Annotated in this window: 23 protein-coding genes; 16 read left to right on the plus strand and 7 right to left on the minus strand. The window is 72.0% G+C overall.

Annotated features, from left to right (window positions below; all coding sequences use genetic code 11):
* The first annotated feature begins 123 nt into the window (after nt 1–123).
* The 3 genes from ABZ904_RS20870 (at nt 124) to ABZ904_RS20880 (ending at nt 5,868) form a co-directional block, all read left to right on the plus strand.
* On the plus strand, nt 124–2,055 hold the full coding sequence (locus tag ABZ904_RS20870; protein ID WP_361824938.1) for an AMP-dependent synthetase/ligase: 1,932 nt from the start codon (nt 124–126) through the stop codon (nt 2,053–2,055).
* Nucleotides 2,056–2,307: 252 nt separating this feature from the next.
* Nucleotides 2,308–4,947, plus strand: a complete 2,640-nt coding sequence (locus ABZ904_RS20875; RefSeq protein WP_361824940.1) for a SpoIIE family protein phosphatase — start codon at nt 2,308–2,310, stop codon at nt 4,945–4,947.
* Between the two features lie 144 nt (nt 4,948–5,091).
* Nucleotides 5,092–5,868 carry a dienelactone hydrolase family protein gene (locus tag ABZ904_RS20880; RefSeq protein WP_359397644.1) on the plus strand — a complete coding sequence of 259 codons (777 nt, stop codon included), beginning with the start codon at nt 5,092–5,094 and terminating at the stop codon, nt 5,866–5,868.
* A 117-nt stretch (nt 5,869–5,985) separates the two neighbouring features.
* On the opposite strand, the gene ABZ904_RS20885 is transcribed toward ABZ904_RS20880, so the two are convergent.
* Nucleotides 5,986–6,855: a universal stress protein gene (locus tag ABZ904_RS20885; protein ID WP_361824942.1), complete on the minus strand. Its 870-nt coding sequence runs from the start codon at nt 6,853–6,855 to the stop codon at nt 5,986–5,988.
* A gap of 142 nt (nt 6,856–6,997) precedes the next feature.
* On the opposite strand from ABZ904_RS20885, the gene ABZ904_RS20890 reads away from it, so the two are divergent.
* From ABZ904_RS20890 to ABZ904_RS20905, 4 genes are all read left to right on the plus strand, one after another.
* Nucleotides 6,998–8,677 carry an FAD-dependent oxidoreductase gene (locus ABZ904_RS20890; protein WP_359397639.1) on the plus strand — a complete coding sequence of 560 codons (1,680 nt, stop codon included), beginning with the start codon at nt 6,998–7,000 and terminating at the stop codon, nt 8,675–8,677.
* 22 nt (nt 8,678–8,699) lie between these two features.
* Entirely contained in the window at nt 8,700–10,199 is a 1,500-nt protein-coding gene (locus ABZ904_RS20895; protein ID WP_361824944.1) for an ATP-binding protein, read from the plus strand.
* The gene (locus ABZ904_RS20900) at nt 10,196–10,546 is read left to right on the plus strand and encodes a UBP-type zinc finger domain-containing protein (protein WP_359397633.1); all 351 of its coding nucleotides are present in this window, start codon (nt 10,196–10,198) and stop codon (nt 10,544–10,546) included. Before ABZ904_RS20895 ends, ABZ904_RS20900 begins: the two co-directional genes overlap by 4 nt.
* A gap of 351 nt (nt 10,547–10,897) precedes the next feature.
* The gene (locus tag ABZ904_RS20905) at nt 10,898–11,458 is read left to right on the plus strand and encodes a type 1 glutamine amidotransferase domain-containing protein (RefSeq protein WP_359397631.1); all 561 of its coding nucleotides are present in this window, start codon (nt 10,898–10,900) and stop codon (nt 11,456–11,458) included.
* A gap of 67 nt (nt 11,459–11,525) precedes the next feature.
* Here ABZ904_RS20905 and ABZ904_RS20910 read toward each other — a convergent pair whose 3' ends face one another.
* Nucleotides 11,526–12,989 (minus strand): serine hydrolase domain-containing protein, encoded by a 1,464-nt coding sequence (locus ABZ904_RS20910; RefSeq protein ID WP_361824947.1) that lies wholly within the window; start codon nt 12,987–12,989, stop codon nt 11,526–11,528.
* A 154-nt stretch (nt 12,990–13,143) separates the two neighbouring features.
* On the opposite strand from ABZ904_RS20910, the gene ABZ904_RS20915 reads away from it, so the two are divergent.
* The 3 genes from ABZ904_RS20915 (at nt 13,144) to ABZ904_RS20925 (ending at nt 17,152) form a co-directional block, all read left to right on the plus strand.
* A complete protein-coding gene (locus ABZ904_RS20915; RefSeq protein WP_361824948.1) occupies nt 13,144–14,115 on the plus strand; it encodes an LLM class F420-dependent oxidoreductase in 972 nt (323 codons plus the stop codon).
* 54 nt (nt 14,116–14,169) lie between these two features.
* The gene (locus ABZ904_RS20920) at nt 14,170–15,402 is read left to right on the plus strand and encodes a 4-hydroxybenzoate 3-monooxygenase (RefSeq protein ID WP_361824950.1); all 1,233 of its coding nucleotides are present in this window, start codon (nt 14,170–14,172) and stop codon (nt 15,400–15,402) included.
* A 163-nt stretch (nt 15,403–15,565) separates the two neighbouring features.
* Nucleotides 15,566–17,152: a serine/threonine-protein kinase gene (locus tag ABZ904_RS20925; protein ID WP_361824954.1), complete on the plus strand. Its 1,587-nt coding sequence runs from the start codon at nt 15,566–15,568 to the stop codon at nt 17,150–17,152.
* Nucleotides 17,153–17,278: 126 nt separating this feature from the next.
* Here ABZ904_RS20925 and tgmB read toward each other — a convergent pair whose 3' ends face one another.
* Together tgmB and tgmA are read right to left on the minus strand one after the other, a co-directional pair.
* A complete protein-coding gene (tgmB, locus tag ABZ904_RS20930) occupies nt 17,279–18,223 on the minus strand; it encodes an ATP-grasp ribosomal peptide maturase (protein WP_361824956.1) in 945 nt (314 codons plus the stop codon).
* 14 nt (nt 18,224–18,237) lie between these two features.
* Nucleotides 18,238–18,429: a putative ATP-grasp-modified RiPP gene (tgmA, locus tag ABZ904_RS20935; protein ID WP_359397615.1), complete on the minus strand. Its 192-nt coding sequence runs from the start codon at nt 18,427–18,429 to the stop codon at nt 18,238–18,240.
* A 246-nt stretch (nt 18,430–18,675) separates the two neighbouring features.
* On the opposite strand from tgmA, the gene ABZ904_RS20940 reads away from it, so the two are divergent.
* Nucleotides 18,676–18,963, plus strand: coding sequence for a hypothetical protein (locus ABZ904_RS20940; protein WP_361824958.1), 288 nt, complete (start codon nt 18,676–18,678; stop codon nt 18,961–18,963).
* A 76-nt stretch (nt 18,964–19,039) separates the two neighbouring features.
* Here ABZ904_RS20940 and ABZ904_RS20945 read toward each other — a convergent pair whose 3' ends face one another.
* Nucleotides 19,040–20,023, minus strand: a complete 984-nt coding sequence (locus ABZ904_RS20945; RefSeq protein ID WP_359397610.1) for an aldo/keto reductase — start codon at nt 20,021–20,023, stop codon at nt 19,040–19,042.
* Nucleotides 20,024–20,165: 142 nt separating this feature from the next.
* Between ABZ904_RS20945 and ABZ904_RS20950 the strand changes: the two genes are divergently transcribed.
* On the plus strand, nt 20,166–21,002 hold the full coding sequence (locus ABZ904_RS20950) for a hypothetical protein (protein WP_361824960.1): 837 nt from the start codon (nt 20,166–20,168) through the stop codon (nt 21,000–21,002).
* 85 nt (nt 21,003–21,087) lie between these two features.
* On the opposite strand, the gene ABZ904_RS20955 is transcribed toward ABZ904_RS20950, so the two are convergent.
* Both ABZ904_RS20955 and ABZ904_RS20960 read right to left on the minus strand, forming a co-directional pair.
* Nucleotides 21,088–22,101, minus strand: a complete 1,014-nt coding sequence (locus ABZ904_RS20955) for an alpha/beta hydrolase (protein WP_360998897.1) — start codon at nt 22,099–22,101, stop codon at nt 21,088–21,090.
* 247 nt (nt 22,102–22,348) lie between these two features.
* Entirely contained in the window at nt 22,349–22,735 is a 387-nt protein-coding gene (locus ABZ904_RS20960) for a hypothetical protein (RefSeq protein ID WP_359397604.1), read from the minus strand.
* A 184-nt stretch (nt 22,736–22,919) separates the two neighbouring features.
* Between ABZ904_RS20960 and ABZ904_RS20965 the strand changes: the two genes are divergently transcribed.
* From ABZ904_RS20965 to ABZ904_RS20980, 4 genes are all read left to right on the plus strand, one after another.
* The gene (locus tag ABZ904_RS20965) at nt 22,920–23,840 is read left to right on the plus strand and encodes a MurR/RpiR family transcriptional regulator (RefSeq protein WP_361824962.1); all 921 of its coding nucleotides are present in this window, start codon (nt 22,920–22,922) and stop codon (nt 23,838–23,840) included.
* Nucleotides 23,841–24,224: 384 nt separating this feature from the next.
* Nucleotides 24,225–24,611 (plus strand): hypothetical protein, encoded by a 387-nt coding sequence (locus ABZ904_RS20970; RefSeq protein ID WP_359397599.1) that lies wholly within the window; start codon nt 24,225–24,227, stop codon nt 24,609–24,611.
* Between the two features lie 125 nt (nt 24,612–24,736).
* The gene (locus tag ABZ904_RS20975; RefSeq protein WP_359397597.1) at nt 24,737–25,042 is read left to right on the plus strand and encodes a YkvA family protein; all 306 of its coding nucleotides are present in this window, start codon (nt 24,737–24,739) and stop codon (nt 25,040–25,042) included.
* Nucleotides 25,043–25,102: 60 nt separating this feature from the next.
* Complete coding sequence (locus tag ABZ904_RS20980) at nt 25,103–26,404, plus strand: CAP domain-containing protein (RefSeq protein ID WP_361824965.1); 1,302 nt, start codon at nt 25,103–25,105, stop codon at nt 26,402–26,404.
* The last annotated feature ends 88 nt before the right edge of the window (nt 26,405–26,492 follow it).

The following is a 26,492-nucleotide window of genomic DNA, read 5'->3' on the forward strand; positions in this document are numbered from 1 at the left end:
TGTTGCCAATTCGTGAGAATTGCTTGTCCATTTCCTGCACGCTCGGTCACCGGCTGGGCTACATTCGTGCCCGCCGATCCCGTATCCATCGGCGACGTCGCAGGAGAGGCTCGGGGGCGGCGCATGCGCGACATGGGAAACGCCCGGGCGATCGCCCCGGACACGGCGGGATGGCCCGCGATGACCGGAGGGCTCGCCGACAGCGTCTTCGACACGGCGAACCGCGACTCCGGCCTGCCGATGATCGCCCGCCGGTCCGAGCGGGGCGACGGCACATGGAACACCATGACGGCAGGCGAACTGCGCGACGAAGTGGTCGATCTGGCCAAGGGACTCGTCGCCTCGGGCATCCGCCCCGGCCACCGCGTGGCCGTCATGGCCCGCACCCGCTACGAGTGGACCTTGCTCAGCTGCGCCCTGTGGGCGGTCGGCGCCGAGGTCGTGCCGGTCTATCCGACGTCCTCGCACGAGCAGGTCGAGTGGATCCTGCGGGACTCCGGCTGCGTCGCCGTCGTCGTCGAGGACGAGCACGGGGTGATGACCGTCGGGTCGGTGTGCGCCTCGCTGCCCCTGCTGCGCCACGTGTGGCAGTTGGACGCCGGCGCGCTGGCGACGCTGGTGGAGCGCGGCCGACCGGTGCCGGCCACGACCATCGACTCGCTGCGCCGTATCGTGCTGCCGGACTCGACCGCGGTCGTCGCCTACACCTCGGGTACGACCGGACACGCCCGTGGCTGCGCGCTCAGCCACCGCAATCTGGCGAGCCCCTGCGACACACTGCTGGCCGGCTGGGGGCACACCGGGGCACCGCCCGGGGAGCAGCCCGCCGTCCTCGCCTTCCTGCCCTTCTCCCATGTCTACGGGCTGATGATCCAGGGGATGTGCCTGCGCGGCGGCCTGCTCATGGCCCATGAACCGGACCTGCGCGCGGACACCCTGGCCGCATCGCTGCTGAGCTTCCGCCCGACGTACCTGTACGCCGTCCCGTTCGTCTTCGAAAGACTCTTCAAGACGTTCCTCCGCACGGCCCAGCAGGCGGGGCGGGGCGCCCTGTTCGAGAAGGCGGTGCGCACGGCTCAGGACTACGCCCTGGCGGTCGAGCGGCACCGGCTGGGCACCGGGCACGGTCCCGGCCTCGACCTCAAGCTCCAGCACGCGCTGTACGACAAGGCGGTGTACCGCAAGGTGCGCGCCGCACTCGGCGGGCGGGTGTGCGGCGCCGTGTCCGGCGGATCGTCGCTGAACCGGGAACTCACCCTGTTCTACGCGGGGATCGGGATCTCCGTGCACGACGGCTACGGCCTCACCGAGACGAGCGGGGGAATCACCGCGCAGCCGGTCGGGCGGGAGAAGTGGGGCACCGTGGGGCGCCCCCTGCCGGGCGTCGAGGTACGGATGGCCCCGGACGGGGAGATCCTGGTACGCGGCCCCTCGGTCTTCCAGGGGTACGTCAACGACGACCTGGGCACGCACTCGGCACTGCGCGAGGGCTGGCTGGCCACGGGCGACCTCGGGCACCTCGACCCCGAGGGCTATCTGTCGATCACGGGCCGCAAGAAGGACACCATCGTCACGAGCGGTGCCAAGAGCGTCTCCCCGGCGGCCCTCGAGGAGCGGCTGCGGATGCATCCGCTCATCCACCAGGCGGTGGTCGTGGGTGACAACCGGCCCTGCGTGGGCGCTCTGATCACCCTTGACCCTGAGTTCCTGGCGCACTGGCGGCGCACCCTGTTCGCGCAGGGGGACGCGCCCGGACGCGAGGCCCGGGAGGAGAACGCGCTGCGGCAGGAGGTGGCCCGCGCCGTCGCCGCGGCCAACACCACGGTGTCGCGATCGGAGTCCATCCGGGTCTTCCGGGTGCTGCCGGAGCTGTTCGACGTGTCCAACGGGCTGCTGACGCCGTCGATGAAGCTGCGCAGGGACGTCATCGCGCGCCGGTACGCGGGGGAGATCGAGGCGATGTACCAGTCCGCGTCCCGCATCCCGCGCGAGCGCAGGCTGGACGAGCATGCGACCTGGGACGAATCCGACGACGTGTTCCGGCGCGCGCGGTGAGCCGGAGACGGCCCGGCGGTCTCCTGGCCGGCTTCCGAGCCGAGCGGGGCGGGACCTGCGGGGCCCGGCACGGAACACCCGCCTGACCCACGTCCGCCCTGTCAGCGGCGGCGGCCTGGTCCGCCACGCCGCTTGATTCACCCGGTGCGGTGGTCGCTGCCTCCGCACTGACCTGTCCGGATGCGCATCCGGGCCGATACGGCGCATTCTTGCTGTGATACCCACCCGACGGCCCGGGACGAGGGCAGACCGATGCAAGGCAGCGCCGAGCGCGCGCAGAGCGCACCCGGGACGCCGACCGCCGTGCTGACCGGCGCCGTGGCGGACGCGATCCACGCCGTCGGCGGCTTCGCGGGCGGCGTGTACCTGCGCTCCGGCACGCCCGCGGTACTGCGCCTGGCCGTACTCACCGGCCTTCCGGGCCCGCTGTTCCGGCCATGGTGGCGGCTGCACACGGAGCGCCAGTTCCCGGTCGCGGACGCCTACCGGCACGGCAACCCGGTCGTGCTCACCGACTCCACGGAGACCATGCGGCGCTACCCGCAACTGGCTGCGGGGCTGCCGTTCCGGTTCGGCTCGGTCTGCATGCCCGTGTCGGACGGTACGACCAGGTACGGCGTGCTGACGGTGCTGCGGCCTCCGGCCTCGGACGTCTCCGAGGCGCTGCCCGAACGGGCCCGGCTGACCGCGGTGGCGGATCGTCTGGGCGACGCCCTGGGTGCCCTGGAGGCCGGAGGGGATCCCGTGATCTGGGACCGCGAGCCGCTGTGCGTACGGCCACCGGTGAGCGGGCCGTCACAGGGGTCGATCGGGCACTTCGTCTGGGACCCCGCCGACGCCACGGTGACCGCCGACAACGTCTTCTGGGAGCTGACGGGCGGTACCAAGGAGGACATCGCCCGTTCGCCCGAGACCCTGGCCGCGGCCATCTCCCCCGATGACGCGTGCCGGGTGCTGTGCGCACTGCGCGACTCGGCCGCCGGCTCCCCGCCCGTGCGTCCGCTGCGGGTCCGGGCCGCGAACGGCAGCCGGCGCATGCTGGAGTTCTGGCCCGAGGCATCGACGGGACGGGAGCACAGGGTGGGCGGCCTCGTCGTCGACCCGGGCCCCGGACCTGCGGCGGAGGAGGCAACGGACCTCCTCCCGGACGGCGTGTTCGCGTTCGACCGGCTGGGACTGATCACCTACGTCAACCCGCGTGCCGCCGAACTGCTGGGCCGGACGCAGGCGGAGCTCGTCGGCCGGCCCCTGTGGGAGGCCGTCCCCTGGCTCGAACAGCCCGCCTACGAGGACTATCTGCGCGCGGCTCTCATCTCGCCGGAACCGGTGCACTTCCAGGTCCGGCGTCCCACGACGGAGTCCGAGAACGAGGGCGAAGGCGACTGGCTCACCGTCTCGGCCCATCCCGGCCCGGATGTCGTGAGCTGCCGGGTGGTGCCGCTCGGGCACACCGTGGAGGCGCCCTCACTGGGCGAGTCGCCGGCCTCGGCCACGGGAGTGCTCGGTACACCGGACCCCTCGGCCCCGGTGTACCGCCCCATCGTCCTGGCGATCGCACTGTCCGAGGCCATGACGGCACGTCAGGTGTCCGAGGTGGTGATGCGGGAGCTGCTGCCCGCGTTCGGCGGGCGCCGGCTGGCGATCTATCTGCTGCAGGAGCGGCATCTGTACGTGGCCTGGGAGACCGGCTTTCCGCCGGGGTACCTCGCCCAGTTCGAAGGCGTCGGCCTGGACGCCAAGCTGCCGAGCGTCGAGACGCTCACCACCGGACGCCCTCTGTTCTTCGAGTCGATGCAGCAGGTCGAGGCCGCCTATCCGGGCCTCTCGCTGGACACCGAGTCGGGCTCACGGGCCTTCCTGCCGCTGATCGCCTCCGGCCGGCCGGTCGGCTCGTGCGTCCTCGGCTTCGAACGGCCGCGCACCTTCAGCGCCGGGGAGCGCACCGTGCTCACCGCGCTCGCGGGTCTGATCGCCCAGGCCTTGGAGCGCGCCCAGCGCTACGACTCCGAGGCCGCCCTCGCCCGTGGTCTGCAGGAGGCCCTGCTGCCGCACCGGCTGTCCGACCATCCGCTGGTGGAGACCGCCGGCTGCTATCTGGCCGGCACACAGGGCATGGACGTGGGCGGCGACTGGTACGACGTCGTCGAGGCCGGCGACGGACTCGCCCTGGTCATCGGCGACGTACAGGGACACGGAGTACAGGCGGCCGCCACGATGGGCCAACTGCGCAGCGCGGTCCGGGCGTTCGCCCTCGGCGACCACGCCCCGCACCAGGTGATGAGCAGCACCAACCGGCTGCTCATCGACCTGGATCCGGGCCAGTTCGCCAGCTGCTGCTACATCCGGCTGGACCCGGACACGGGATACGCGCGGGCCGTACGGGCCGGGCACACACAGCCCCTGCTGCGCCATCCCGACGGTCTGACCGAGGTCCTGGACCTGCCCGGCGGACTGGTGCTCGGGGTGGATCCGCAGGCCCGCTATCCGGTGACGCATCTGTCACTGGAACCCGATGCCGTCCTCGCGCTGTACACCGACGGGCTGGTCGAGCGGCCCGGCACCGACATCGACGAGGGCGTCGACGTCCTGCGCGCGGTGCTCGCCCGCGCGGGGGAAGGCATGGACAGCGTCGGCAGGCCCAGCCTGACGGACATCGCGGACCGGCTCATGGAACGGGCCCGGCGCACCCTCGACCGACCGGACGACATCGCACTCCTGCTGGCGACACGGCACCACCGGCCGCCCTACGAGGTCGGCGGCGACCACGGTGCCGACGGCGAGCGGCCCGGCGGCCGGGTGTCCGACGGCGCGCCGACCAGCACCGCCCGGCCGGGCCGGGAGAAGCTCGCCGATCCCGGGGAGCAGGAGCGGCCCGTACCGCCGTCCGCGTGAACACCCGGCGGGCCCGCACCCTGAGCCGTGCGTCCTCGATGACGATCCCCAGGCGAAGGGCTCACAGGCGGCGTTGCGATGATGGCGCTCCAAGGCCCGGCCGCCCCGCCACCGGCCGGATGTCGAAAGGCAGGAGTACAGCACATGACCTCCATCCGTGGGACGTCCCTGGACATCCCCACCCAGGACGGCACGGCCGATGCCTACCTGGTCCACCCCGACGACGACAGCCCCCACCCCGCGGTCCTGCTCTACATGGATGCCTTCGGGCTGCGGCCGTCCCTGAAGCGGATGGCCGACCACCTCGCCGAGCACGGCTACACCGTCCTCGTGCCCAATGTCTTCTACCGGCGCGGCCGGGCTCCCGTGGTCGACCTGCCGGACTTCATCGACCCGTCCGCGCGCCCCGAGCTGTTCCAGCAGATCATGCCGCTCATGCAGGCCCTGACGCCCGAAGCGGTGGAACGCGACGCCGACGCCTATCTGCGCCGGCTCGCCGACCTCCCCCAGGCCGCCGACGGGCCGATCGGCATCACCGGCTACTGCATGGGCGCCAGGCTGGCCCTGCGCACCGCCGGCGCGTACCCCGAGCGGGTCGCCGCGATCGCCGGGTTCCACGGCGGGCGTCTGGCGACCGACACCCCCGACAGCCCCCACCTGGTGGCCGACCGCGTCACCGCGGAGGTCTACTTCGGCCACGCCGACCAGGACTCCTCGATGCCCCCCGAGCAGATCGAGCTGCTCGACAAGGTGCTCACGGAGGCGGGCGTGCGCCACCGCAGCGAGGTCTACCCGGGCGCGCACCACGGCTACACCCAGGCCGACACCGCGGCGTACGACGCCGAGGCGACGGAACGCCACTGGACGGAGCTGCTGGCACTCCTGGACCGCACTCTGCGGGGCAAGGGCAGCGCGTCGTAGGCCGGAGGGGACCGTCCCGGTCACCGGGCGCCGGCGGAGTCGTCAGCCGGCGCCCGGAACCTCGCTGAAGATGTCTCCCCGGCCGCGGCGGGCCGGGGAGACGGGGCACGTCCGCGGTCAGGCGGGCGGCACGACCGCCACCGGGCAGGGCGCGTGGTGCAGCAGCGCGTGCGCCACGGATCCGATGCGCGGGCCCACCGGCCGGGAGGCGTGCCGCCCGACCACGACCAGCTGGGCGTGGGCGGCCGCGTCGAGCAGTACCTGGCCCGCGCTGCCCATCTCAACGTGCTCGGTCACCGGCACCTGCGGATAGCGGTCCCGCCAGGGCCGCAGCGCCTCGTCGAGCGCCTTCCGCTCGTACGGCTCCATCCCGCCGGCCTCGTCGAGCAGCTTCATCGAGCCGGGGCTGTAGGCGAACACGGGCGGCAGGCTCCAGGCCCTCACGACCCGCACGGCGGCACCCCGCGCCGCGGCGGTGGCGAACGCGAATCCGAGCGTGGGCGCGCTGTCGTCGGGCCCCCCGTGCTGTCCGACGACGACCTCGCGTCCCGCCGCCTCCGCGCCGGGCCGGTCGTCCGACCGTACGAGCACCACCGGCCGGGCGGACTCGGCGATGACCTGCTGGCCCACCGAGCCGAGCAGGAACCCCACGACCGCCCCGTGGCCCCGCGAACCCAGGACGAGCAGCTCGGCGGCGTCCGCCTCGGCGGCCAGCGTCCCGGCGGGCGCCCCTTCCAGGGCCTCGGCGGTCACGGGCAGCTCCGGATGGCGCTCCGCGACGGCTCGCCGGGCCCCGTCCACCATCTCCCGCGCCCATCCCGCCTGGGCGTCCCGGTCGGCGGCCGGGGCCACTTCGTACGGCCGCCACTGCCAGGCGTGCACGATCCGCAGTGGCAGGCCCCGGCGCACCGCCTCACGCCCCGCCCAGGCCGCCGCGGCCTCGCTCTCCGGTGATCCGTCCACTCCCACGGTGATGGGGCGGGTCATAGGGCTGCCTCCCTGTTCCTGATCCGGGTCCATGATCGGCGGTCACACGTTACCGATCCGGACGGTCACCGGGTTCCGGAGCGAAACCGGACGATCGAACATACGATGGGCGGGACGCCGACTGACTGGGGTGGGAGACCTGATGTCACAAGCGGCCGCCGCAGCGGCACGGACCGTCATCCTGACCGTGGACGACGACCCGGGGGTGTCCCGCGCCGTGGCACGCGACCTGCGCCGACGGTACGGCGAGTCGTACCGCATCGTGCGTGCCGAATCCGGCCGGAGCGCGCTGGAGGCACTGCGGGAACTCAAGCTGCGCGGTGAACTGGTGGCGGTCATCGTGGCCGACTATCGGATGCCCGAGATGAACGGCATCGAGTTCCTGGAACAGGCCCTGGACGTCTACCCGGGGGCGCGCCGGGTACTGCTGACCGCCTACGCGGACACCAGCGCCGCCATCGACGCGATCAACGTCATCGATCTCGACCACTACCTCCTCAAGCCATGGGATCCGCCGGAGGAGAAGCTGTACCCGGTCCTGGACGACCTGCTGGAGGCATGGCGGGCCTCCGACTACAAGTCGGTCCCCACCACCAAGGTGGTGGGGCACCGCTGGTCGGCCAGATCGTCGGAGGTCCGGGAGTTCCTCGCCCGCAACCAGGTGCCGTACCACTGGTACTCGGTCGACACGCCTGAGGGACAGCGGCTGCTGGCGGCCGCCGGCCAGGACGGGGTGCGGCTTCCGCTCGTCGTCACCCCGGACGGCACGCCGCTGATCGAGCCGGAGGACGCGGAGCTCGCGGGACATGTGGGGCTCGCGACGACACCGACCTCGGACTTCTACGACCTCGTCGTCATCGGCGGCGGGCCCGCCGGGCTCGGGGCCGCCGTCTACGGGGCGTCGGAAGGGCTGCGGACCCTGCTCGTGGAGCGGTCGGCGACCGGCGGGCAGGCCGGGCAGAGTTCCCGGATCGAGAACTACCTCGGCTTCCCGGACGGCGTGTCGGGCGCTCAGCTGACGACCCGGGCGCGCCGCCAGGCGAAGAAGTTCGGCGCCGAGATCCTCACCGCACGCGAGGTGTCCGCACTCGAGATCAACGGGGCGGCGCGCATCGTGCGCTTCTCCGACGGTTCGGCGATCGCCGCGCACACCGTGATCCTGGCGACCGGAGTGTCGTACCGGCAGCTCCGGGCGCCCGGTCTCGAGGAGCTGACCGGGTGCGGGGTCTTCTACGGTTCGGCGCTGACGGAGGCACCGGCCTGCTCGGGGTACGACGTGTACGTCGTCGGCGGCGCCAACTCCGCGGGCCAGGCGGCGATGTACCTGTCCCGGGGCGCCAAGTCGGTCACCCTGATCGTGCGGGGCGAGTCACTGTCCGCGTCGATGTCGCACTACCTGGTCCAGCAGATCGCCGAGACGTCGAACATCAACGTGCGCACGCGCACCGTCGTGGACGCCGCGCACGGCACCGAGCACCTGGAGCAGCTGACGCTGCGGGACATGGCGACGGGAGTCATCGAACTCGTCGACGCGCAGTGGCTGTTCGTGTTCATCGGGGCGGCCCCGCTGACCGACTGGCTGGAGGGGACCGTGCTGCGGGACGAGCACGGTTTCATCCCCACCGGTCCCGACATGACCTGCGACGGGCAGCCACCGCCCGGCTGGGAACTGGAGCGGCCCCCCTATCACCTGGAGACCAATGTCCCCGGCGTCTTCGTGGCGGGCGACGCCCGCGCCGAGTCCGCCAAGCGGGTCGCCTCCGCGGTCGGCGAGGGAGCCATGGCCGTGATGCTCGTCCACCGGTATCTGGAGCAGTCATGAACCCACAGTTCGGGGAGCGGTCGTGAGCAGCCGGCCGATGTCCTGCGACAAGAGTGAGCTGAGGACGCTCTTCCTGTTCGAGAAGCTGACAGACGACCAGCTGGCGCGGCTGTGCCTCGAGGGGCGGGTGGAACTGTTCGACCCCGGTCCGGTGTACACCGAGGGGGATCCCGCCACGTGCTTCTTCGTCCTGATGGAGGGCACCGTGGTGCTCTCGCGCCGGGTCGGCGCCGACGACGTGGAGATCTCCCGGACGTCGCAGCGCGGCGTGTACGCGGGCGCCTTCCAGGCGTATCTCGGCGACTGGGCGCGGGGGGCGACGTACAACGGCTCGATGCGGGTCACCGAACCCTCGCGATTCTTCGTCCTGCCCGCCTCGACCTTCGCCGCGATCATGCGGGACTGGTTCCCGATGGCGGTGCATCTGCTGGAGGGGCTGTTCTTCGGCTCCAAGAACACGCAGCAGGTCATCAATCAGCGCGAGCGGCTGCTGGCCCTCGGCTCGCTGTCGGCGGGCCTCACCCACGAGCTCAACAACCCGGCCGCCGCGGCCGTGAGCGCGACAGCGGCGCTGCGCGAGCGCGTCGCCGGGATGCGGCACAAGCTGGGCATGATCGCCGCGGGCCGGTACGAGCCTGAGACGCTGCGGACGCTGGTCGACATCCAGGAGAGGACCGCGGAACAGGTCGCGAAGGCCGTTCCGGTCAGCCCCCTGGATGCGTCCGACCGCGAGGACGAACTCGGCGACTGGCTCGACGACCACGGCATCCAGGGCGCCTGGCAGATCGCTCCGAACTTCGTACAGGCCGGGCTCGACACCGACTGGCTCGACCAGGTGGCGGCGGCCGTCGACGAGCAGACCCTGGAAGGCGCGATCCGCTGGCTCAACTACACGGTCGAGACCGAGTTGCTGATGAACGAGATCGAGGACTCGACCACCCGGGTCTCCACGCTCGTCAACGCGGCCAGGCAGTACTCGCAGCTGGACCGGGCGCCGTTCCAGAACTCCGATGTGCACGAACTCCTCGACAGCACCCTGCTGATGCTCTCCGGCAAGATCGGCAAGCGGATCACCGTCGTCAAGGAGTACGACCGCGGCCTGCCGCCGATTCCCGCCTACCCCGGCGAGCTGAATCAGGTGTGGACGAACCTCATCGACAACGCGGTCTCGGCCATGAACGACGGGGGTGGCGAGGGCACGCTGACCGTGCGGACCGCTCTCGACCGCGACCGGCTGCTGGTCGAGTTCGGCGACACGGGCCCGGGCGTGCCGCCGGAGATCCGCAACCGCATCTTCGACCCCTTCTTCACCACGAAGCCGGTCGGCCAGGGCACCGGACTGGGCCTGGACATCTCCTGGCGCATCGTCGTCAACAAGCACCACGGCAGCCTGGACGTCCGGTCCGTGCCCGGCGACACGCGGTTCCAGGTGCGGCTGCCACTGACCGCCGCGGAGTCCGATGCCGACGAGCCGGACATCGAGCCGCAGCGGGTTTCCCAGACCTCACCGGAGGCGTCATGACGTCAGTCGAAGGCATTGAGCCCACCGTCCCGCCGAGCGGCACCGGCTGTGCCGAGTGCGACGAGGCGGGGGGCTGGTGGTTCCATCTGCGGCGCTGCGCGCAGTGCGGGCACATCGGCTGCTGCGACGACTCGCCGGCCAAGCACGCCACCGCCCATTTCCACGCCAGCGGGCATCCGGTGATCCGCAGTTTCGAGCCGGGCGAGGGCTGGTTCTGGGACTACACCACGTCGCAGCTGTACGAGTCGGGGCCCGAGCTCGCTCCCCCGGCCTGCCATCCCGAGGACCAGCCGGTGCCGGGGCCGGCGGGCCGGGTGCCGGCCAACTGGGCGCAGGCGCTGGGCTAGCGGAGCGGCCGTCCGGGTGCGGGGTCGGTCACCGACCGACCGCCGGTCTCCCCGTCTCCCCTGTCACGGAGCCCGCACGCCATCGCCCCGCCATGGAGTGCGGGCTCCGGTTGACACGCCTGAGGCGGGTGGGAGGGTGGAGAAGTAGGGAGGGTGCGGCCGTTCGCATGCTCACCACCAGCGGCATGGCGCACATGCCGGAACGGGGTGATTCGCCGCGCGCCCTCCGGCCGCCCGGCGCTGTCCTTCGCTGTGTCCGCCCCGGAGAGCAGGCCGACGGCGGCCGAGCAGGGGTCCGGCCGGCCGCGCCCGCCATACGGCCGATCGCTCAGCGGAAAGGCAGGAACCACCATGGCACAGGCACTGCGTGACCGGAGGGTCGCGATCCTGGCCACCGACGGTGTGGAGCGCGTGGAGCTGGAGGAACCCCGCGGAGCCCTCTACGGCGCCGGCGCCACCAGCGACATCATCTCGATCCACCCCGGTGAGATCCAGGCCAGACAGTTCGACATCAACGCGGCGGGCACCCTGCCCGTCGACCGGCTCGTGGCCGACGCCTCCGAGGACGACTACGACGCCCTGCTCCTTCCGGGCGGCACCATGAACCCGGACCAACTGCGCATGAACAAGGACGCGGTCGCCTTCGTCAAGGCCTTCGCCGCCAGCGGGAAGCCGATCGCCGCGATCTGCCACGGCCCCTGGACCCTGGTGGAGGCCGGCGCCGTGCGCGGCCATCGCATGACGTCCTGGCCGAGCATCCGCACCGACCTGCGCAACGCGGGGGCCGAGGTCGTCGACGAGGAAGTCGTCATCGACGGCCAGTTCACCACCAGCCGCTCACCCGCCGACCTGCCCGCATTCTGCGAGGCCATCATCGAGCAGTTCAGCAAGGCCCCGAGCAAGGCCTCCTGAGAGCACCGCCAGGCCTTGGACGGGGGCCTGGACGGGACGCCCTGGACCGCAGGAGCACCCCGCCTCGTCACCCGCCTGTTGCGCCACCCTTCCGAGCGGTGCGGGGCGCCCGCTGGCGCCGCAACGGGCCGCCGTGCAGCGGTGTGGTGTGCCAGCGGGCCGTGAACGTACCGTCGTTCAGGGCACAGGTGACCGTCAGCCGGTGCGGCGTCTCCAGGAACAGGACGTCCAGGCGAAGGGTGTCCGGATCGGTCCAGCCACCACTCACCGCGGTGGGGACGGGGTCCTCCTGTACGGCCCAGGAGGCTCCTGGAAGCGGCAGCGCGAGACGCTCGTCGCCCTCCACGAGGGTCACCGTCCAGGTACCGTCCGCCGCGGTGACCTCGGCCGCCGTCAGTGTCGGCTGGTCCGAACGGCCCTCCCCGGGCGTGAAGCGGGCGCCCTGCCAGCGGCCGGAGTCCGCCACGGGCCCGGAGTGCGCGGGAACCGCGGGCAGAGCGAGGCGGTCGAGACGCTCCTGGAGTGCCTTGTCGTCGTCGGCGCGGTCCGCGAGGGGCCCCGATGCGAACGCGGGCAGCAGATGACGCCACATCGCGTCGAGCAGTTTCTGCATCTCCATGGTCGCCGCGGTCGTCGCGATCACGGCGTCGTGCTCGGGCAGGACGACGCAGAACTGGCCGTACGCCCCGTCGCCGCGGTACCCGTGCCGCGACATCCAGAACTGGAAGCCGTACCCCTGCTGCCAGTCCGACACGGCGCCCTCGGCCGTCCCGTCGGCGTTCGAGATGTGCGGGCGGGTCGCCTGGGCCACCCAGGAGGACGGCAGCAGGCGCCTGCCCTCCCAGACGCCGTCCTGGAGGTACAGCAGACCGAGGCGGGCGATCGCGTCCGTGGTGGCGTGCAGTCCGGTGAAGCCGAGGTCGCGGCCGCGCGGATGCTGGGTCCAGCTGACCTCGCCGATGCCGAGCGGGTCCAGGATCCTCGGGCGCAGGTACTCGCTGAGCGACTGGCCGGACAGCCGCTGCACGAGCGCGGCCAGTGTGTACGTCGTGGGCTGGTTGTACGCGAAGACCGTGCCGGGGTCGCGGTCCGGAGGGATCAGCAGGAAGCCGCGTACGGGTTCCGCCCGGTCGAGCCCGAACGCCTCGGCCTGGGTCTCGGCGAGGTGCCCGCTCGCCATGGACGCGACGTGCCGGACCAGCATGGCGCGGCTGCGCGGGTCGGTGATGTCCGCCTCGAACTCCGGGAAGTACGACAGCACGGGCGCGTCGAGGTCGAGCAGTCCCTCGGTGACGGCCGCTCCGGCGGCCGTCGAGGTGAAGCTCTTGCTGAGCGAGTACAGCAGGTGGAGGCGGTCGGCGCTGTAGGGCGCCCACCAGCCGGAGGCGACCAGACGGCCGTGGCGCAGGATCATGAGGCTGTGCGGCTCGATGTCCGGTGCCGCCCCGACCACATCGAGGAACGCCTGGATCCCGCGGGCGTCCACCCCTTGCTCGGCGGGTGTGCTGACGGGCAGCGGACGGGCGCTCATCCTGTGGGCCTCCTGGGGCGATACGGGCGGGCGATCGGGACCGGGGCTCGCGGCAAGCACCATCCTTCCGCCGCGCTCCGGGGAATGTCCACGGCCGGGCCCAGGCGGATCCCCCTGCCTGTTTTCCCGTTTCCCGAAGGGGAACCCGCGCTTTATGGTGCAAATCGGGTATACGATGATGACCGAACAGGCGGGCCCGCGCGAACTCGTCGACCATGTGGTGCGGGCCGAGGAGGCGGGGTTCGACTTCTCCGTGACCTCGGACCACTACTTCCCCTGGCTGCGGTCCCAGGGGCACGCGCCGTACGCATGGAGCGTGCTGGGCGCCGCCGCGCAGGCCACCTCACGCATCCCGCTGATGACGTACGTGACCTGCCCGACGTTCCGCTACCACCCAGCGGTGGTGGCCCAGAAGGCCGCGACGGTGCAACTGCTGTCGCAGGGCAGGTTCCGGCTGGGTCTCGGCGCCGGCGAGAATCTCAACGAGCACGTGGTGGGAGAGGGTTGGCCGTCCGTCGAGGTGCGGCACGAGATGCTGGAAGAGGCGGTCAGCATCATCCGCGAGCTGTTCGGCGGAGGCCATGTCAGTCGCCGGGGCACGTACTTCGGCGTGGACTCGGCGCGGCTGTGGGACCTGCCGGACGAGCCGCCGCCGATCGGCATCGCCGTCTCCGGGGAGCGGTCCTGCGCCCTGGCCGGCCATCTCGCCGACCTCGTCATCGCCGTCGAGCCGAAACGGGAACTGCTCACGGCGTTCGACCGGCACGGCGGCGAGGGCAAACCCCGGGTGGGGCAGCTGCCGGTCTGCTACGACCGGGACCGGGAGGCCGCCGTCCGCCGCGCACACGAACAGTTCCGCTGGTTCGGCGGTGGATGGAAGGTCAACTCCGAGCTGCCGCACCCGGATTCGTTCGACTCTGCCACCCGGTTCGTCAGGCCCGAGGACGTGGCCTCCTCGATCCCGTGCGGCGACGATCCCGCCGACTTCGTCGAGGCCGTACGGCCCTACGCCGAGGCCGGGTTCACGGAGATCGCGCTGGTGCAGGTGGGCGGCGACACCCAGCCCGAGTTCGTCCGGTGGTCGGCGAAGGAGCTGCTGCCGGCCCTGCGGAAGGCACTGCACTGACCCCAACGCGGGTGCGCCGACGGGGCGTTGACGTGATGTGGCCATAATGACCCGGTGATCGCCTCCCCACATCCGGCCGCCCCTCCGTCCGAGCAGCGCGTGCCCGTCGCCATCATCGGCGCGGGCCCGGCCGGGCTGACCCTGGCCAACGTCCTGAGAGACGCCTCGGTGGACTGCGTCGTCCTGGAGTCCGAGAGCCGGGAGTTCATCGAACGGCGGCCCCGGGCGGGGTTCATCGAGGAGTGGGCGGTGCGGGCGCTGGAGCGGCATGGGCTGGCCGGGGGGCTGCTGGAGCGGGCCCAGACGCACACCGAGTGCGAGTTCCGCCTCGGCGGCCGGCGGCACCGGTTCCGCTACACGGAGATATCCGGGCACCACCACTTCGTCTATCCGCAGCCGTTGCTCGTCACCGATCTGGTGCGGGAGTACGCGGACGCCAAGGGCGGCGACATCCGGTTCGGAGTGCTGGATGTCGAGCTGCACGACATCGACACCGAGCATCCGTCGGTGTCGTACACCGATCCCGGCTCGGGCGAACGGCGGCGGATCGCCTGCGACGTGATCGCAGGGTGCGACGGCGCCCGCGGCGTGACCCGCGCTTCGCTGCCGCCGCAGCGCGCGCACGTCGCGCGGCTCGACTACGGGGTCGGCTGGCTCGCCCTCCTCGCCGAGTCGCCGCCTTCGTCGGACTGCGTCGTCTTCGGGGTCCATCCCCACGGGTTCGCGGCGCACATGGCCCGCAGCCCGCAGGTCACCCGCTACTACCTCCAGTGCCCGCCCGGCGACGACCCGCAGAACTGGCCGCACGAGCGTGTCTGGTCCGAGCTGCACGAACGGCTGTCCGCCTCGGACGGGGCGCCGCTGACCGAGGGGCGCCTGATCGAGAAGCGTGTCCTGGACATGCACAACTACGTGGTCCAGCCCATGGTGCACGGACGGCTGTTCCTGGCCGGTGACGCCGCCCATCTCGTCGCCCCGATCGCCGCGAAGGGCATGAACCTCGCCCTGTACGACGCCCTGGTGCTCGCGGACGCGCTGATCACGTACTACCGCTCGGGCGACGCGGCCGGCCTGCGGGGCTATTCGGCCACCTGCCTGCGCCGTGTGTGGGAGTACCAGGAGTTCTCCCAGTGGTTCGCCGAGTTGCTGCACGGACCGTCCTCGGGCGATCCGTTCCGCGCGGGCAACGCCACCGCCCGGCTGCGGCGGCTGTTCGACTCCCCGGTCGCGGCGGCCGCGTTCGCCGAGTCGTACATCGGCTCGGACGGAAACAATAACCGAGGGTAACTTACTGACGAGTAGACCATGGCGATGTTTTCGCACGTGTGAGCGGTGCAAGGCTAGTTGAAGAAAATCCCGTCGGCGGAAATCCCCTTTCTTTGAACACCCACCGTCACGCCCGCCGTACATCCCTGAAACGGGACAGTCCGGGGCGCAGCGAGGGATGACGATGGACCATGACCAGGTCTCCGCACGGGAGTTGATCGCAGGAAGATACCGGGCGCTCGAGGTCGCCCACGAGGAGGAGGGCCGGGCCGTCCGGCTCGGTGAGGACCTGGAGTTCGGGCGCCCCGTCACGCTCACCGCGTCCCGGCTCACGGCGCTGCGGCCCGCGGTCACTCCGCGCCGCACGGTCGCCCGGATCCTGCGTGAGTCGGAGGCCATGGAAGTGCTGTGCCCCGGCCGGGTCGCCACCGTCCTCGACGTCGTCGACGACAACGGCGTCCTGTGGACCGTGGCGGAGCGGATCCCGGGCACACCCCTCGGAGTGCTCCTGGCCCGCGGCCCGCTGAACTATGTGCGGGCCGCCCGCATCGGCCTCGGCATCCTCGATGTGCTGGAGGCCGCCCACCGCCGGGGGGTGACGCACGGCGACCTGAGCCCCGGGCAGGTGTTCGTCCAGGAGGGCGGCGAAGTCGTGGTGACGGGATTCGGGCTGATCGGCACGTCCGTCACCCAGCGGGTCACCGCGCCGACGTACGCCTCCCCCGAACAGGCGCGTGGTTCGAGCGCGGGCCCGGCGGCGGACCAGTGGGCACTGGGGGCGCTGCTGTACGCGATGGTGGAGGGACGTCCGCCGTTCAAGGACCGGGGCCCGGTCGAGGCGACGCTGCGCGCCGTGGACCGGCTGCCGCTGCGCGCCCCCACGAACGCCGGCCCGCTCGCCCCGGCCATCACGGGGCTGCTGCGGCGCGACGCCCTGGAACGGGTGCCGGAGCCTGTGGTGCGCGCATCGCTGACGCGCATCGTGAACGACGACTTCGACGCGACCGCTGCGGAGACGCTGATGCCGCGCTTCCAGGGCGCGTGGCAGTTCGCCCACCGGGCCGGGCGGGCGTGGGGCACGCCGGTGGTGCGCCGGTCGGTGCTGGCGGGCGCGGGCCTCATGGTCGTCGCCTCGTCGGTCGCCGTCCTCGTCGCGGCGGGCCAATCGGACGGCGGCCGTACGTCCGCGTCCGGTACCCAGCCGTCCCGCTCCGGCGCGCCCTCCGCCTCGGCCGACCGCACCGGTCGCAACACGCCTCCGCCCGGGACGGCTCCGGCTCCCTCCTCCGGCACCCCCCGGGACCCGAACGCCGGCTTCACCCCCTACGCCGCGCCCGAGGGCTTCTCCATCCTTCTGCCGCAGGGTTGGCAGCGCGTCAACACGCAGAGCGCCGCCGAGGGCACCTACCGCGCGACGTTCGGAACGAGCGGGGACCCGCGCACGCTGACGGTCACCTCCGGCGTGCGACTCGGTCCGGATCCGGTCGCGATCTGGGAGGCCCTGGAGCCGTCCCTCAAGGACACCTACACCGGCTACACACGGGTGGGCGACATCAGACGCCTCACCTACCAGGGCCGCAAGGGCGCGGACATGGAGTGGCTGTCCACGGTGGACGGCGTCCGGGTGCACACCTTCGGCCGGGGCTTTCTGACCGGCGACGGCCGGGGCTACTCGCTGCGCTGGACGACCCCGGTCGCCGACGCGGGGAACGCGGAGAACCAGCGGGCGCTCGACGTGTTCCTGCGGACCTTCCGCCCCATGCCTTCCTGACGGCGCGCCAGATCACCGGAAGAGGAGCATCCGCAGCCCGGTCCGCGCCCCCGTGCGGACCGGACCGCGGATGGGGTGACGGCCTGGTTCAGGCCACCACCGGACGCCGGCTGTTCACCGGCGGCTCTAGGACGCGCGACGGTCCGTCGTGCGTTGCGCCAGCCACAACCCCACCGCCTCCGCGATCGGCTGTCCGGTGTGCAGTTCCACGAAGCCGAACTGCCCGCCCTGGTTGCACTCCAGGAACCACCACAGCCCGTCCTCGTCCTCCGCGAAGTCGAAGGCGGCGTAGGCGAGTCCCGCCAGCGCCAGATACGCGTGGACGGACTTCACGATGCGGTCGGGCACCACCGTGGTCTCCCAGGTGTAGCCGGTGTCGCCGTACCGGCCGTCGACCTGCCCGGGCGCGGTCCTCTTGCGGGCACCGAAGAGACGGGGGCCGACGCAGGTCAGGCGGATGTCGGCGCGCTTGGGGATGTAGCGCTGCAGCAGGGCGGGACCGGCCGCGACGGCGGAGAAGTCGGCGTCGGGTCCGATGCGCGTGGTGGGCAGCGCCAGCGCCGGGTCCTCGGGCGGCGGTCCCGAGGCCACCTTCACGACGACGTCCCGGTACTCCTCGGCGAACTGCTGGGCCACGCGCGGCGCGGTGGTGATGACGGTCGGCGGGACGGCGAAGTCGCTGAGGTGGGCGATCCGCAGCTGCCACGGTTTGTGGCGGGCCTGCTCGGCGTTGCGCGGGTGGTTCATCCACCGCGTCGAGGCCGAGTACAGCATGCCGTACAGCGCCTGACGGGTCTCCGCCGTCAGCCACGGCGAGGACCGGGCGGCGTGTGCGGCCGGTTCACCGGGCCGGCGCACCCACACCGAACGCAGGCCCGCCATGCTCAGGACGTGCCCGTTGACCGAGAGGTGGCCGTCGAAGTCGCCGTGGGCGTAGGCGGCGGACAGCACCACCTTGCCGGGCACGTCGGCCGGGTCCAGGCGCACCACGGGAACGCCCCGCTCGTGCAGCACGGCCACCACCATGTCGGCGGTCACGTCCTCCTCGGACGTAAGGATGAGGACCGTCATGCGCGTACGGGCCGTCAGTCGTCGAAGTGCGTCTGGGAACCGGCGGTGGACGTCGTCGTGCCGGCCGCCATCAGCAGCTCGCGGTCGCTCACGGCGGGACGGCCGTCGGGGAGCACGTTCAACTGACGGGAGGAGTCGAAACGGTACGGCGTCACCACAGCCGGAAGGCCTCTGGGTCGGGCATAGTTGAGAGTGAACGGTCGCACGGGAAACCTCCGCGTTCTTGAGGCGGCTCTTCCCAACCCCTTACGCATTCCTCGCGTAAGGAATTCATCACTTTCCGCCACATCAGGGTGAAGGTCATCACATCGGCGGTGGACAACCGGCCGGTGCGGCAGGGCGTCCCACAAGCCGGATGCACGTTGTCAGTGCCCTCGGCAACAATGCGGGTAGAGATCATCTTGTCCCCGGACAAGACACCGTCCGCCCATGCCCCGAAAGGCTGACCGACCATGACGCGCCCTCGGCTCAGTTCCCGTGCTGCCGAAGTGCTGCGCCTGATCACCGACGAGCGCGCCCCGGTCTTCCTCACGGTGCAGGGCAACGGGCGGCGGCGCTGGGGCTGTTGGCAGTCCGGGGGCCGTCCCGTGGCACTGCCCACCGACGAGTGCGACGCGCTGTACGCCGCAGGACGGATCGTGCTCGGCGACCCGGTCGTCGACCGGGCCAAGACCATGTACCGGGTGCGGGCCGCCGCTCGGGGAGCGTCCCGCTCGGCACGCTCCGCTCTGACGGTCTAGCGGCCTGGCTGTCTGACGGCTCCGGCATGCTGACGGTCCGTCCGGGACGGACCGCCGCACAGTCGCCTCCCGGTGCCTACCAGCGGCCCTCGACCTGCTCCTTGATCCGCCGGTCGTACAGCTCCCGGACGGCGTCGAGCGTCTCCTGCGGGAGCGGCGGCATCTTGGCGACCGCCGCGTTGGCGCGAGCCTGGTCGGCGGACCGGGCACCGGGGATCACCGTGGTCACCCCGGGCTGCTGGACGATCCAGGCGAGCGCCAGCTGGGCCGGGGTGAAGCCCTCAGGGGCGAGCGCCGCGAACTCGGCCGCCGCCTCCACACCCGTCCCGAAGTCGACGCCGGAGAACGTCTCGCCCTGGTCGAAGGCCTCGCCGTGCCGGTTGTAGGAGCGGTGGTCGTTGGCGGCGAAGACCGTGTCCTTCGTGTACTTGCCCGACAGCAGGCCGGAGGCCAGCGGCACCCGCGCGATGATGCCCACGCCGGCCTCCTGTGCGGCCGGGAGGACCTTGCGCAGCGGCTTCATCCGGAACGGGTTGAGGATGATCTGCACGCTCGCCACGTTCGGGCGGGCGATCGCGGTCAGCGCCTCGTCACAGGTCTCCACACTCACCCCGTAGGCGGCGATCCGGCCCTCCTCGACCAGTGTGTCGAGGGCGTCGTACACCTCGTCGGAGGAGTAGACGGGCGTCGGCGGGCAGTGCAGCTGGACCAGGTCGATGCGGTCGACGCCGAGGTTGCGCCGGGAACGGTCGTTCCAGGCACGGAAGTTGTTCAGGACGTAGTTCTGCGGGATCTGGTCGAGGCGGCGGCCCATCTTGGTCGCCACCAGCACGTGCAGATCCGGCCTGCCGAGCAGGAAGGCCGCGATGGTCTGCTCGCTGCGTCCGTCCCCGTACACGTCCGCGGTGTCGAAGAAGGTCACGCCCGACTCGGCCGCCGACTCCAGCACCTCGTGGGCGTCCTTGTCGTCGACGTCACCCCAGTCCGCGCCCAGTTGCCAGGTGCCCAGGCCGATGACCGACGCGTGCTGTCCCAACCTGCGGAATTCTCGCTCTTCCATACGGCCAGTTTGTCATCCGCGCTCGCCCGGGAACGGAATACCCCGCCCTGCGCGCCGCCAGGGGGACGCGATCACCGGCCGGCTCCGGCGCGACCACTCGCGCCGACTAGATTGATGGCCGCCGACCGAGGAGAAGCCAGCCATGCCCGCCCGCCCCCGCCTCCTGTACGTGACCGACCTGGCCTACGAGGCCCGGGGCCGGCGTTACTGCGACGAGGACATCGCGCTCTCCTCCCGGTTGCGCGCGGACTTCGACATCGCCCTGTGCCATCCGCTGGACGCGGAGGCGCTGATGGACGGCTACGACGCCGTCGTGGTGCGCAACAGCGGACCGGTGCTGCACTACCAGGAGCAGTACGACTCCTTCCGCGCCCGGACCGCGGCATGCGGGACCCGTGTGTACAACCCGCTGACCGGACAGGCCGACATGGCCGGCAAGCAGTACCTGCTCGACCTCACGGCTGCCGGGTACCCGGTCATACCCACCGCCGACCGGCCCGAGGACCTGGTCCGGCTGCCCGCGAGCGATCTGTACGCGGTCAAGCCCAAGGCCGGCGCGGACTCCATCGGTCTGGAGTTCCTGCCATCCGACCGGCTCGGGACCCTGTCCTGGGGCGACGCCCTGGTCCAGCCGCGCATCGACTTCCGCTACGAGGTGTCGTTCTACTACGTCGACGACGCCTTCCAGTACGCGCTCCACGCCCCGGATCCCGGCCGCCGCTGGGATCTCGTGCCCTACGAGCCTTCGGTCGCCGACCTGGCCTTCGCCCGGCGCTTCATCGACTGGAACACCCTCGAGCACGGCATCCAGCGTGTGGACGCCTGCCGCACCCGGGAGGGGGATCTCCTGCTGGTCGAGCTGGAGGACCTCAACCCCTACCTGTCCCTCGACCTCGTCCCCGCCGAGACCCGTGACGCCTTCGTCGCGGCGATGACGGCCTCGCTCCACGGGCATCTGCGGACGGAGCCCCGCGTCTGAGGTCCTCTCCCGACCGCCGTCCCGGGACGGTCGGCCGGCGGCGGGCGGTGCGGGGCACGCCCTTCGGGGCGGGCCCCGGTCCGGGTCAGGCGCGCAGCAGGCGTCGCAGCCAGCGCGCACGGGCCGTCCGGGCCTCCTGGGAGAGCCGGGCCTGCGGGACGAAGCCGTCGAAGCCGTGGAAGCCGCCCGGCCACACATGGAGTTCGGCGACCCCGCCCGCCTGCCAGATCCCGGTGGCGTAGGCGACGTCCTCGTCCCGGAACGTCTCCGCCGAGCCGACGTCGATGAAGGCGGGCGGCAGGCCCGACAGATCGTTGGCGCGGGCCGGGGCGGCGTACGGTGAGACGTCCGGGCCGCCGCGGGTGTCGCCGAGCAGCGCGCCCCAGCCGGTCGCGTTGGCGGTGCGGTCCCACGCTCCGTGCCCCGCCATCTGGCGGGCGGAGTACGAGTCGTTGCGGTCGTCGAGCATCGGGCACAGCAGCATCTGGCCGAAGAGGGCGGGACCGCCGCGGTCCCTTGCGAGCAGGGCCAGTGCCGCGGTGAGGCCCCCGCCCGCGCTGCTGCCGGCGACGACGATCCGTTCGGGGTCGACGCCGAGTTCCTTCGCCTGCCCGGCCGTCCACACCAGTCCGGAGTAGCAGTCCTCGACCGGGGCCGGGTGCGGGTGCTCCGGGGCCAGCCGGTATTCCACGGAGACCACGACGAGCCCCAGCTCCTCGGCCAGGTCGAGCATCTCGTCGACGCCCATCCGGTTGTTGCCGACGATCATTCCGCCGCCGTGCGTGTGGTAGACGGCCGGCAGGGGGGCGCTCGCATGGGCGGGCCGGCAGATGAGCAGGGAGACCTCCGGCGCACCGGCCGGGCCGGGCACCGGCCGTTCCTCGATCTCGAAGGCGCCACCGCGGCGCAGGTGGTCGTCCGTGGGCGGCGGCAGGAGCATGCTCGCGCGGACCTCGGGGATCGCCTCGGGCGGGAAGCCCGGTGGCAGCGCTTCTGGGGTGAGGTCCAAAGCCGCCGCCAGCTCCGGATCGAAGGGCGGAGGAGGAAGGACCGGACCGTCGTCCGCGGCTGCGGAGGAGGCCCCCGGCTCGGCGGTCATGGCTGCTCCTCGCGTCGTGGCCAGGCCCCTGCGGCCGGTGCGTTCACGGTGCCCACGGGGCCGTCGTCCCGGTACACGCTGTGCGCGGGAGTCCCTCGCCGCACAGCGGGAACCCGACGACCCTCCGGGTCTGTACCCCGGCGGCCTTCGTCCATGACACCTGCCGTCCGCTCGCGGCCGGCCGCGAGGGCGCCGGCCCCGCCCTGACGGAAGTGCGTTCCCGGCGGACCGGGGCCGGCTCGCCTTCTCAGGCGTGTGCCAGGCTCTCCAGACGCAGCTCTACGTCGACCTCCTGGTCGCCGGCGACCACGCCCAGCTGGTGGACGTCGTACATCGCGTCCAGCGCTTGACGGAGTCGCTCCACCGCCAGGGGCTCGCCCTGGAGTTCGAGCTTCACGGGGCCCGAGAGGGAAGGCGGCGACATCTGCTCGGAGGGGCCCGAGGTGGCCGATGTGTCGAACGTCCCGGTCCACATCGTGGGCCTGGACCCTTCGGTCTCATGGGGCACGTCCTCGGCACTGCGGTCCGAGCCGAAGCGCCGGCACAGTTCGGCGAACAGCCTTCCGGCATCCGACGCCGAGCAGTCGCTGACCACCACTTCGACCTGTGGTGCGTGGGCTACGGGCGAGTTCACGGCCGCTCCTCTCCTTCGCTGACCGACGCGGGTACCCCACCCCCGACACCCCCATGCACGACGGTACGGCCGAAGCGGCGGGCGCGCCTGTCGGAGTCGCGTGCGCCCTGGTGGAGACAAGGCCCCTGGTCAGCGCCGCGGGTGAGCTATGTTGAGGTTCCCGGGACATGAAGGAGGCGGTCCGGTGTCGTCCCCGCAGAAGGCACGCGCGCAGGCGGCTGCGATCACTGCGGGCAAGACGGTCCCGGAGGCAGGTGCTTCCCCGACGTCCCAGCTCAGAGAGTTGTTCGACGGTCCTCGGCTGTCCCCCGGGCATCGCCGGATCGCCCAGTATCTGATCGAGCACATCACCGAGGCCGCCTTCCTGTCGATCACCGATCTCGCCGAGCGGGCGGGGGTCAGCCAGCCCTCGGTGACCCGTTTCGCCGCGGCCGTGGGCTTCAGCGGCTACCCGGCGCTGCGGGAGAAACTCCAGTCCATCGCCCTGAGCACACTGGGCAGCCCGGGCACGCCGCCGGAGTCCCGCACCAACGAACTGCAGGCGGCCGTGGACGCCGAGATCGAGAACCTGGAGAACCTGCGCCGGGACTTCGCCGATCCCGACGAGGTCATCCGGGTCGGTCGCGCGCTGTCGGAGTCGACGCCACTGACCGTGATGGGGCTGAGGATCTCCGGATCGCTCGCCGAGTACTTCGCGTACGGGGCCCGGCGCATCCACCCGGACGTGCGGCTGGTGACACGCGGGGGCACGGTGGCCTACGACGCGCTGCTGCAGTCCCGCGAGGCAGGCGGTACCTGGGTGCTGGCGTTCGGGATGCCCAGGCACGCCCAGGAGACCCTGACCGCGGTGCAGGTGGCACGGACCGCGGGGCTCAAGGTCGCGCTGATCACGGATCTGGGGCTGGGGCCGCTGGCCGACGATGCCGACGTCGTCTTCGCCACGGGCACCGGGTCGCGCCTGGTCTTCGACTCGTACGCCGCGCCCGGCCTGATCGCCGCGGCCCTCCTGCAGGCCATGACGGACGCCGACCCGGAGCGGACGCAGGCCCGCCTCGAGGAGTACGAGCAGATCGCCGACCAGCACCAGTTCTTCCTCAAGGACTGACCCGCCCCCCTCGAGGACCGGCCTACCGGGGATGGCGTCCGCGCTCCGTGCGGCTCCTTGTCCCGGCCTCCTCTTGCACAGAAGGCCCGCAGTCCGCCTCGACTCGATCACAAGACGGGATCGTTCTCCACAAATCCTGGGTGAATTTTTTCATGTCCTTGCGTATCCGGCGGTATATATAAATACTGCTCGCGGATCGCGACCCGGACCCCCGGGCCACGCCGTACGGACTCCCGGGCGTCCGCTCCTACCCACGGACTCCTGGTGTCCGGCCGGGCCCCGCTGCGCGGGCGTCCATGGCGGCGGCTCCGGTCCTCCCCTAGGCCGGGGTCGCCCCCAAGTCGCCGTACCACCCTGAGCCGACGTGACCCGGAAGCGAAGATCATGGCCTTGACGACGTACTCGCCGATCAGCTCGGACTGGCCGTGCCAGGTCAAGACACCCGGCAGCTACGACTGGGAGCGTTCGGCGGCCAAGTGGCTGCGCGACCTCGTACCGGCGCGCTACGCCAGCTATCCGGCCCTGATCCGCCATCCGGTCCTGCTCGCCCGGCACGCCCAGATCCAGGTGCAGCAGGAGGTGCGGGTGGCCCGGACGGCGCTGCAGACGGCCCGCGCCGAGCTGCCCGCTCTGGGTCTGCCCGAGTCGGTCATCGAGCACACCATCAGGCTGTACGCCGCCGAGATCATGCAGCTCCAGCACATCGCGCGCAGCGTACGGGCGGTCAGCCAGGCACTGCTGGAGAGCAGTTCCACCCGCGCCGGTCACTGAGGGAACGGGCCCGCGCCCCTCCTTCCGCATCCGTGCGGGGCATTGTGCCCCGGCGAGGGCACTGCCCGCCGCGAAGCCGGGCATCCGTAGCATGGGACGACTCCTACGGATGCCCGGAGCTGTGCATGGACTCCACCACCTGGATCCTGATCGCCGCCGTCGCGCTCCTCGCGGCGGTGGTGCTCGGCGTGGCGCTCGCCCTGCTGCGACGGCTGGTCCGCACCCGTCGTGATCTGCGCCGGGCCGGACTGCCCACAGGGCCCCGCTGGGTCTTCTGGGGTGCGGTCCTGTACTTGGTGCTGCCCACCGATCTGCTGCCCGATCCCGTCTATCTGGACGACATCGGCGTGCTGCTGCTCGCCCTCAGGTCGATGCGTGCCGCCGTTCCGGTGCGGGAACCCGGGCGCGGCGGCGGCGCGTTGTCCGACTGACGGGCGGCGGCCGCGCGGCCGCACGCGTCCTGGCAGCGGCACGGACGAGCGGACGGCACGATGAACGAGCTGGTTCCCGGGGGCAATCTGGCCCTCCCGGACGGCACCCTGACGCTCCGGGTGCCCGGACCCTTCGACGTTTCCGCGCTCCTCACCGACGCCGGCGGAAAGGTGCGCGGCGACGCCGACTTCGTGTTCTACAACCAGCCGTCCGCGCCGGGCGTCCGGCTGCTCGACGGGGAACTGAGCGTCCGCCCCGCCGGGTTCAGGACCGGCGCCGAACGCGTCACCGTGGTGGTCAGTCCCGCCGACCCGTCCCTGTCCCTGAGCGCCCTGCTCGCCCCCACGCTGTACGTCACAGGACCCGGTGGCCGCGCCGTCGCCCGCTTCACCCCGCCACGCCCGCGGCAGGAGACCGTCCTGCTGCTCGCCGAGATCTACCGCCGGGGCGCGGGCTGGAAGCTGCGCGCGCTGGGGCAGGGGTATGCGGACGGACTGGCGGGCGTGGCCCGGGACTTCGGCGTGGAGGTGGCGGACGACCCGGCACCGGCATCCCCCCTCGCCCCCGCGCCGATGCCGTTGCCCGCTCCCGACGGCTTCCTGGCCCTCGTCAACTCGGCCCGCGCCCGGACCGGTTCACCTGCCGTCTCCCTCGACGCGCGACTCACGGCGGCGGCGCACGCGCACGCCGCGGGGATGGCCGCCCGTGGCGCTCTGGCCGGCGAGAGCGCGGACGGCGTCTCCGTGCACCAGCGCATCACCGCGACCGGGTACGCGTATCTGACGGTCGGCGAGCACCTGGTCTCCGGTCCGCGCGACCCGGCCGAGTTCGTGGACTACTGCCTCGGCGACGAGCGGTCGCGCCGTACCCTGTGCGAGCCCTCCTTCACCCAGGCAGGTGTGGCGTGCGTGCCCGGTCCGCGCTCGGTCGACCTGTACTGGACGGCGCTGTGGGCCCGGCCCTTCTCGGCTGCCGGGCTGGTGCGGACGGCCGAGGAGGTGACCGCGCTGACCAACGCGGAACGAGCCGCGACCGGTCTGCCGCCGCTCGCGGCCGATCCCCTGCTCGCCGCCGCGGCTCAGGCGCACAGCGCGAACATGGTGGCCCGGGCGTTCTACGCCCACACCTCCCCCGACGGCCGCGAGCCCTGGGACCGCGCCGCAGCCGCGGGCTCCCGCCACCGCACGATCCGCGAGAACATAGCGTGCGGTCAGCGCTCCCCCGCCGAGGTCGTGCGCGGCTGGATGGACAGCCCCGGTCACCGGGCCAACATCCTCAAACCGGCCTTCACCCACATCGGCGTCGGTTTCGTGGGCGGCGGCCAGGCGGGAACGTACTGGACACAGCTGTTCGGCGGGTGACAGCGGCCTGCGACTCTCTCGCGCCTCACCTACCAGGTCTTCCACTCTTCGGCGTATGCCGCTACACGCTGGAGTACCCATCACCGGG

It is taken from the genome of Streptomyces sp. NPDC046900 (assembly GCF_040644975.1).
GTDB lineage: Bacteria > Actinomycetota > Actinomycetes > Streptomycetales > Streptomycetaceae > Streptomyces.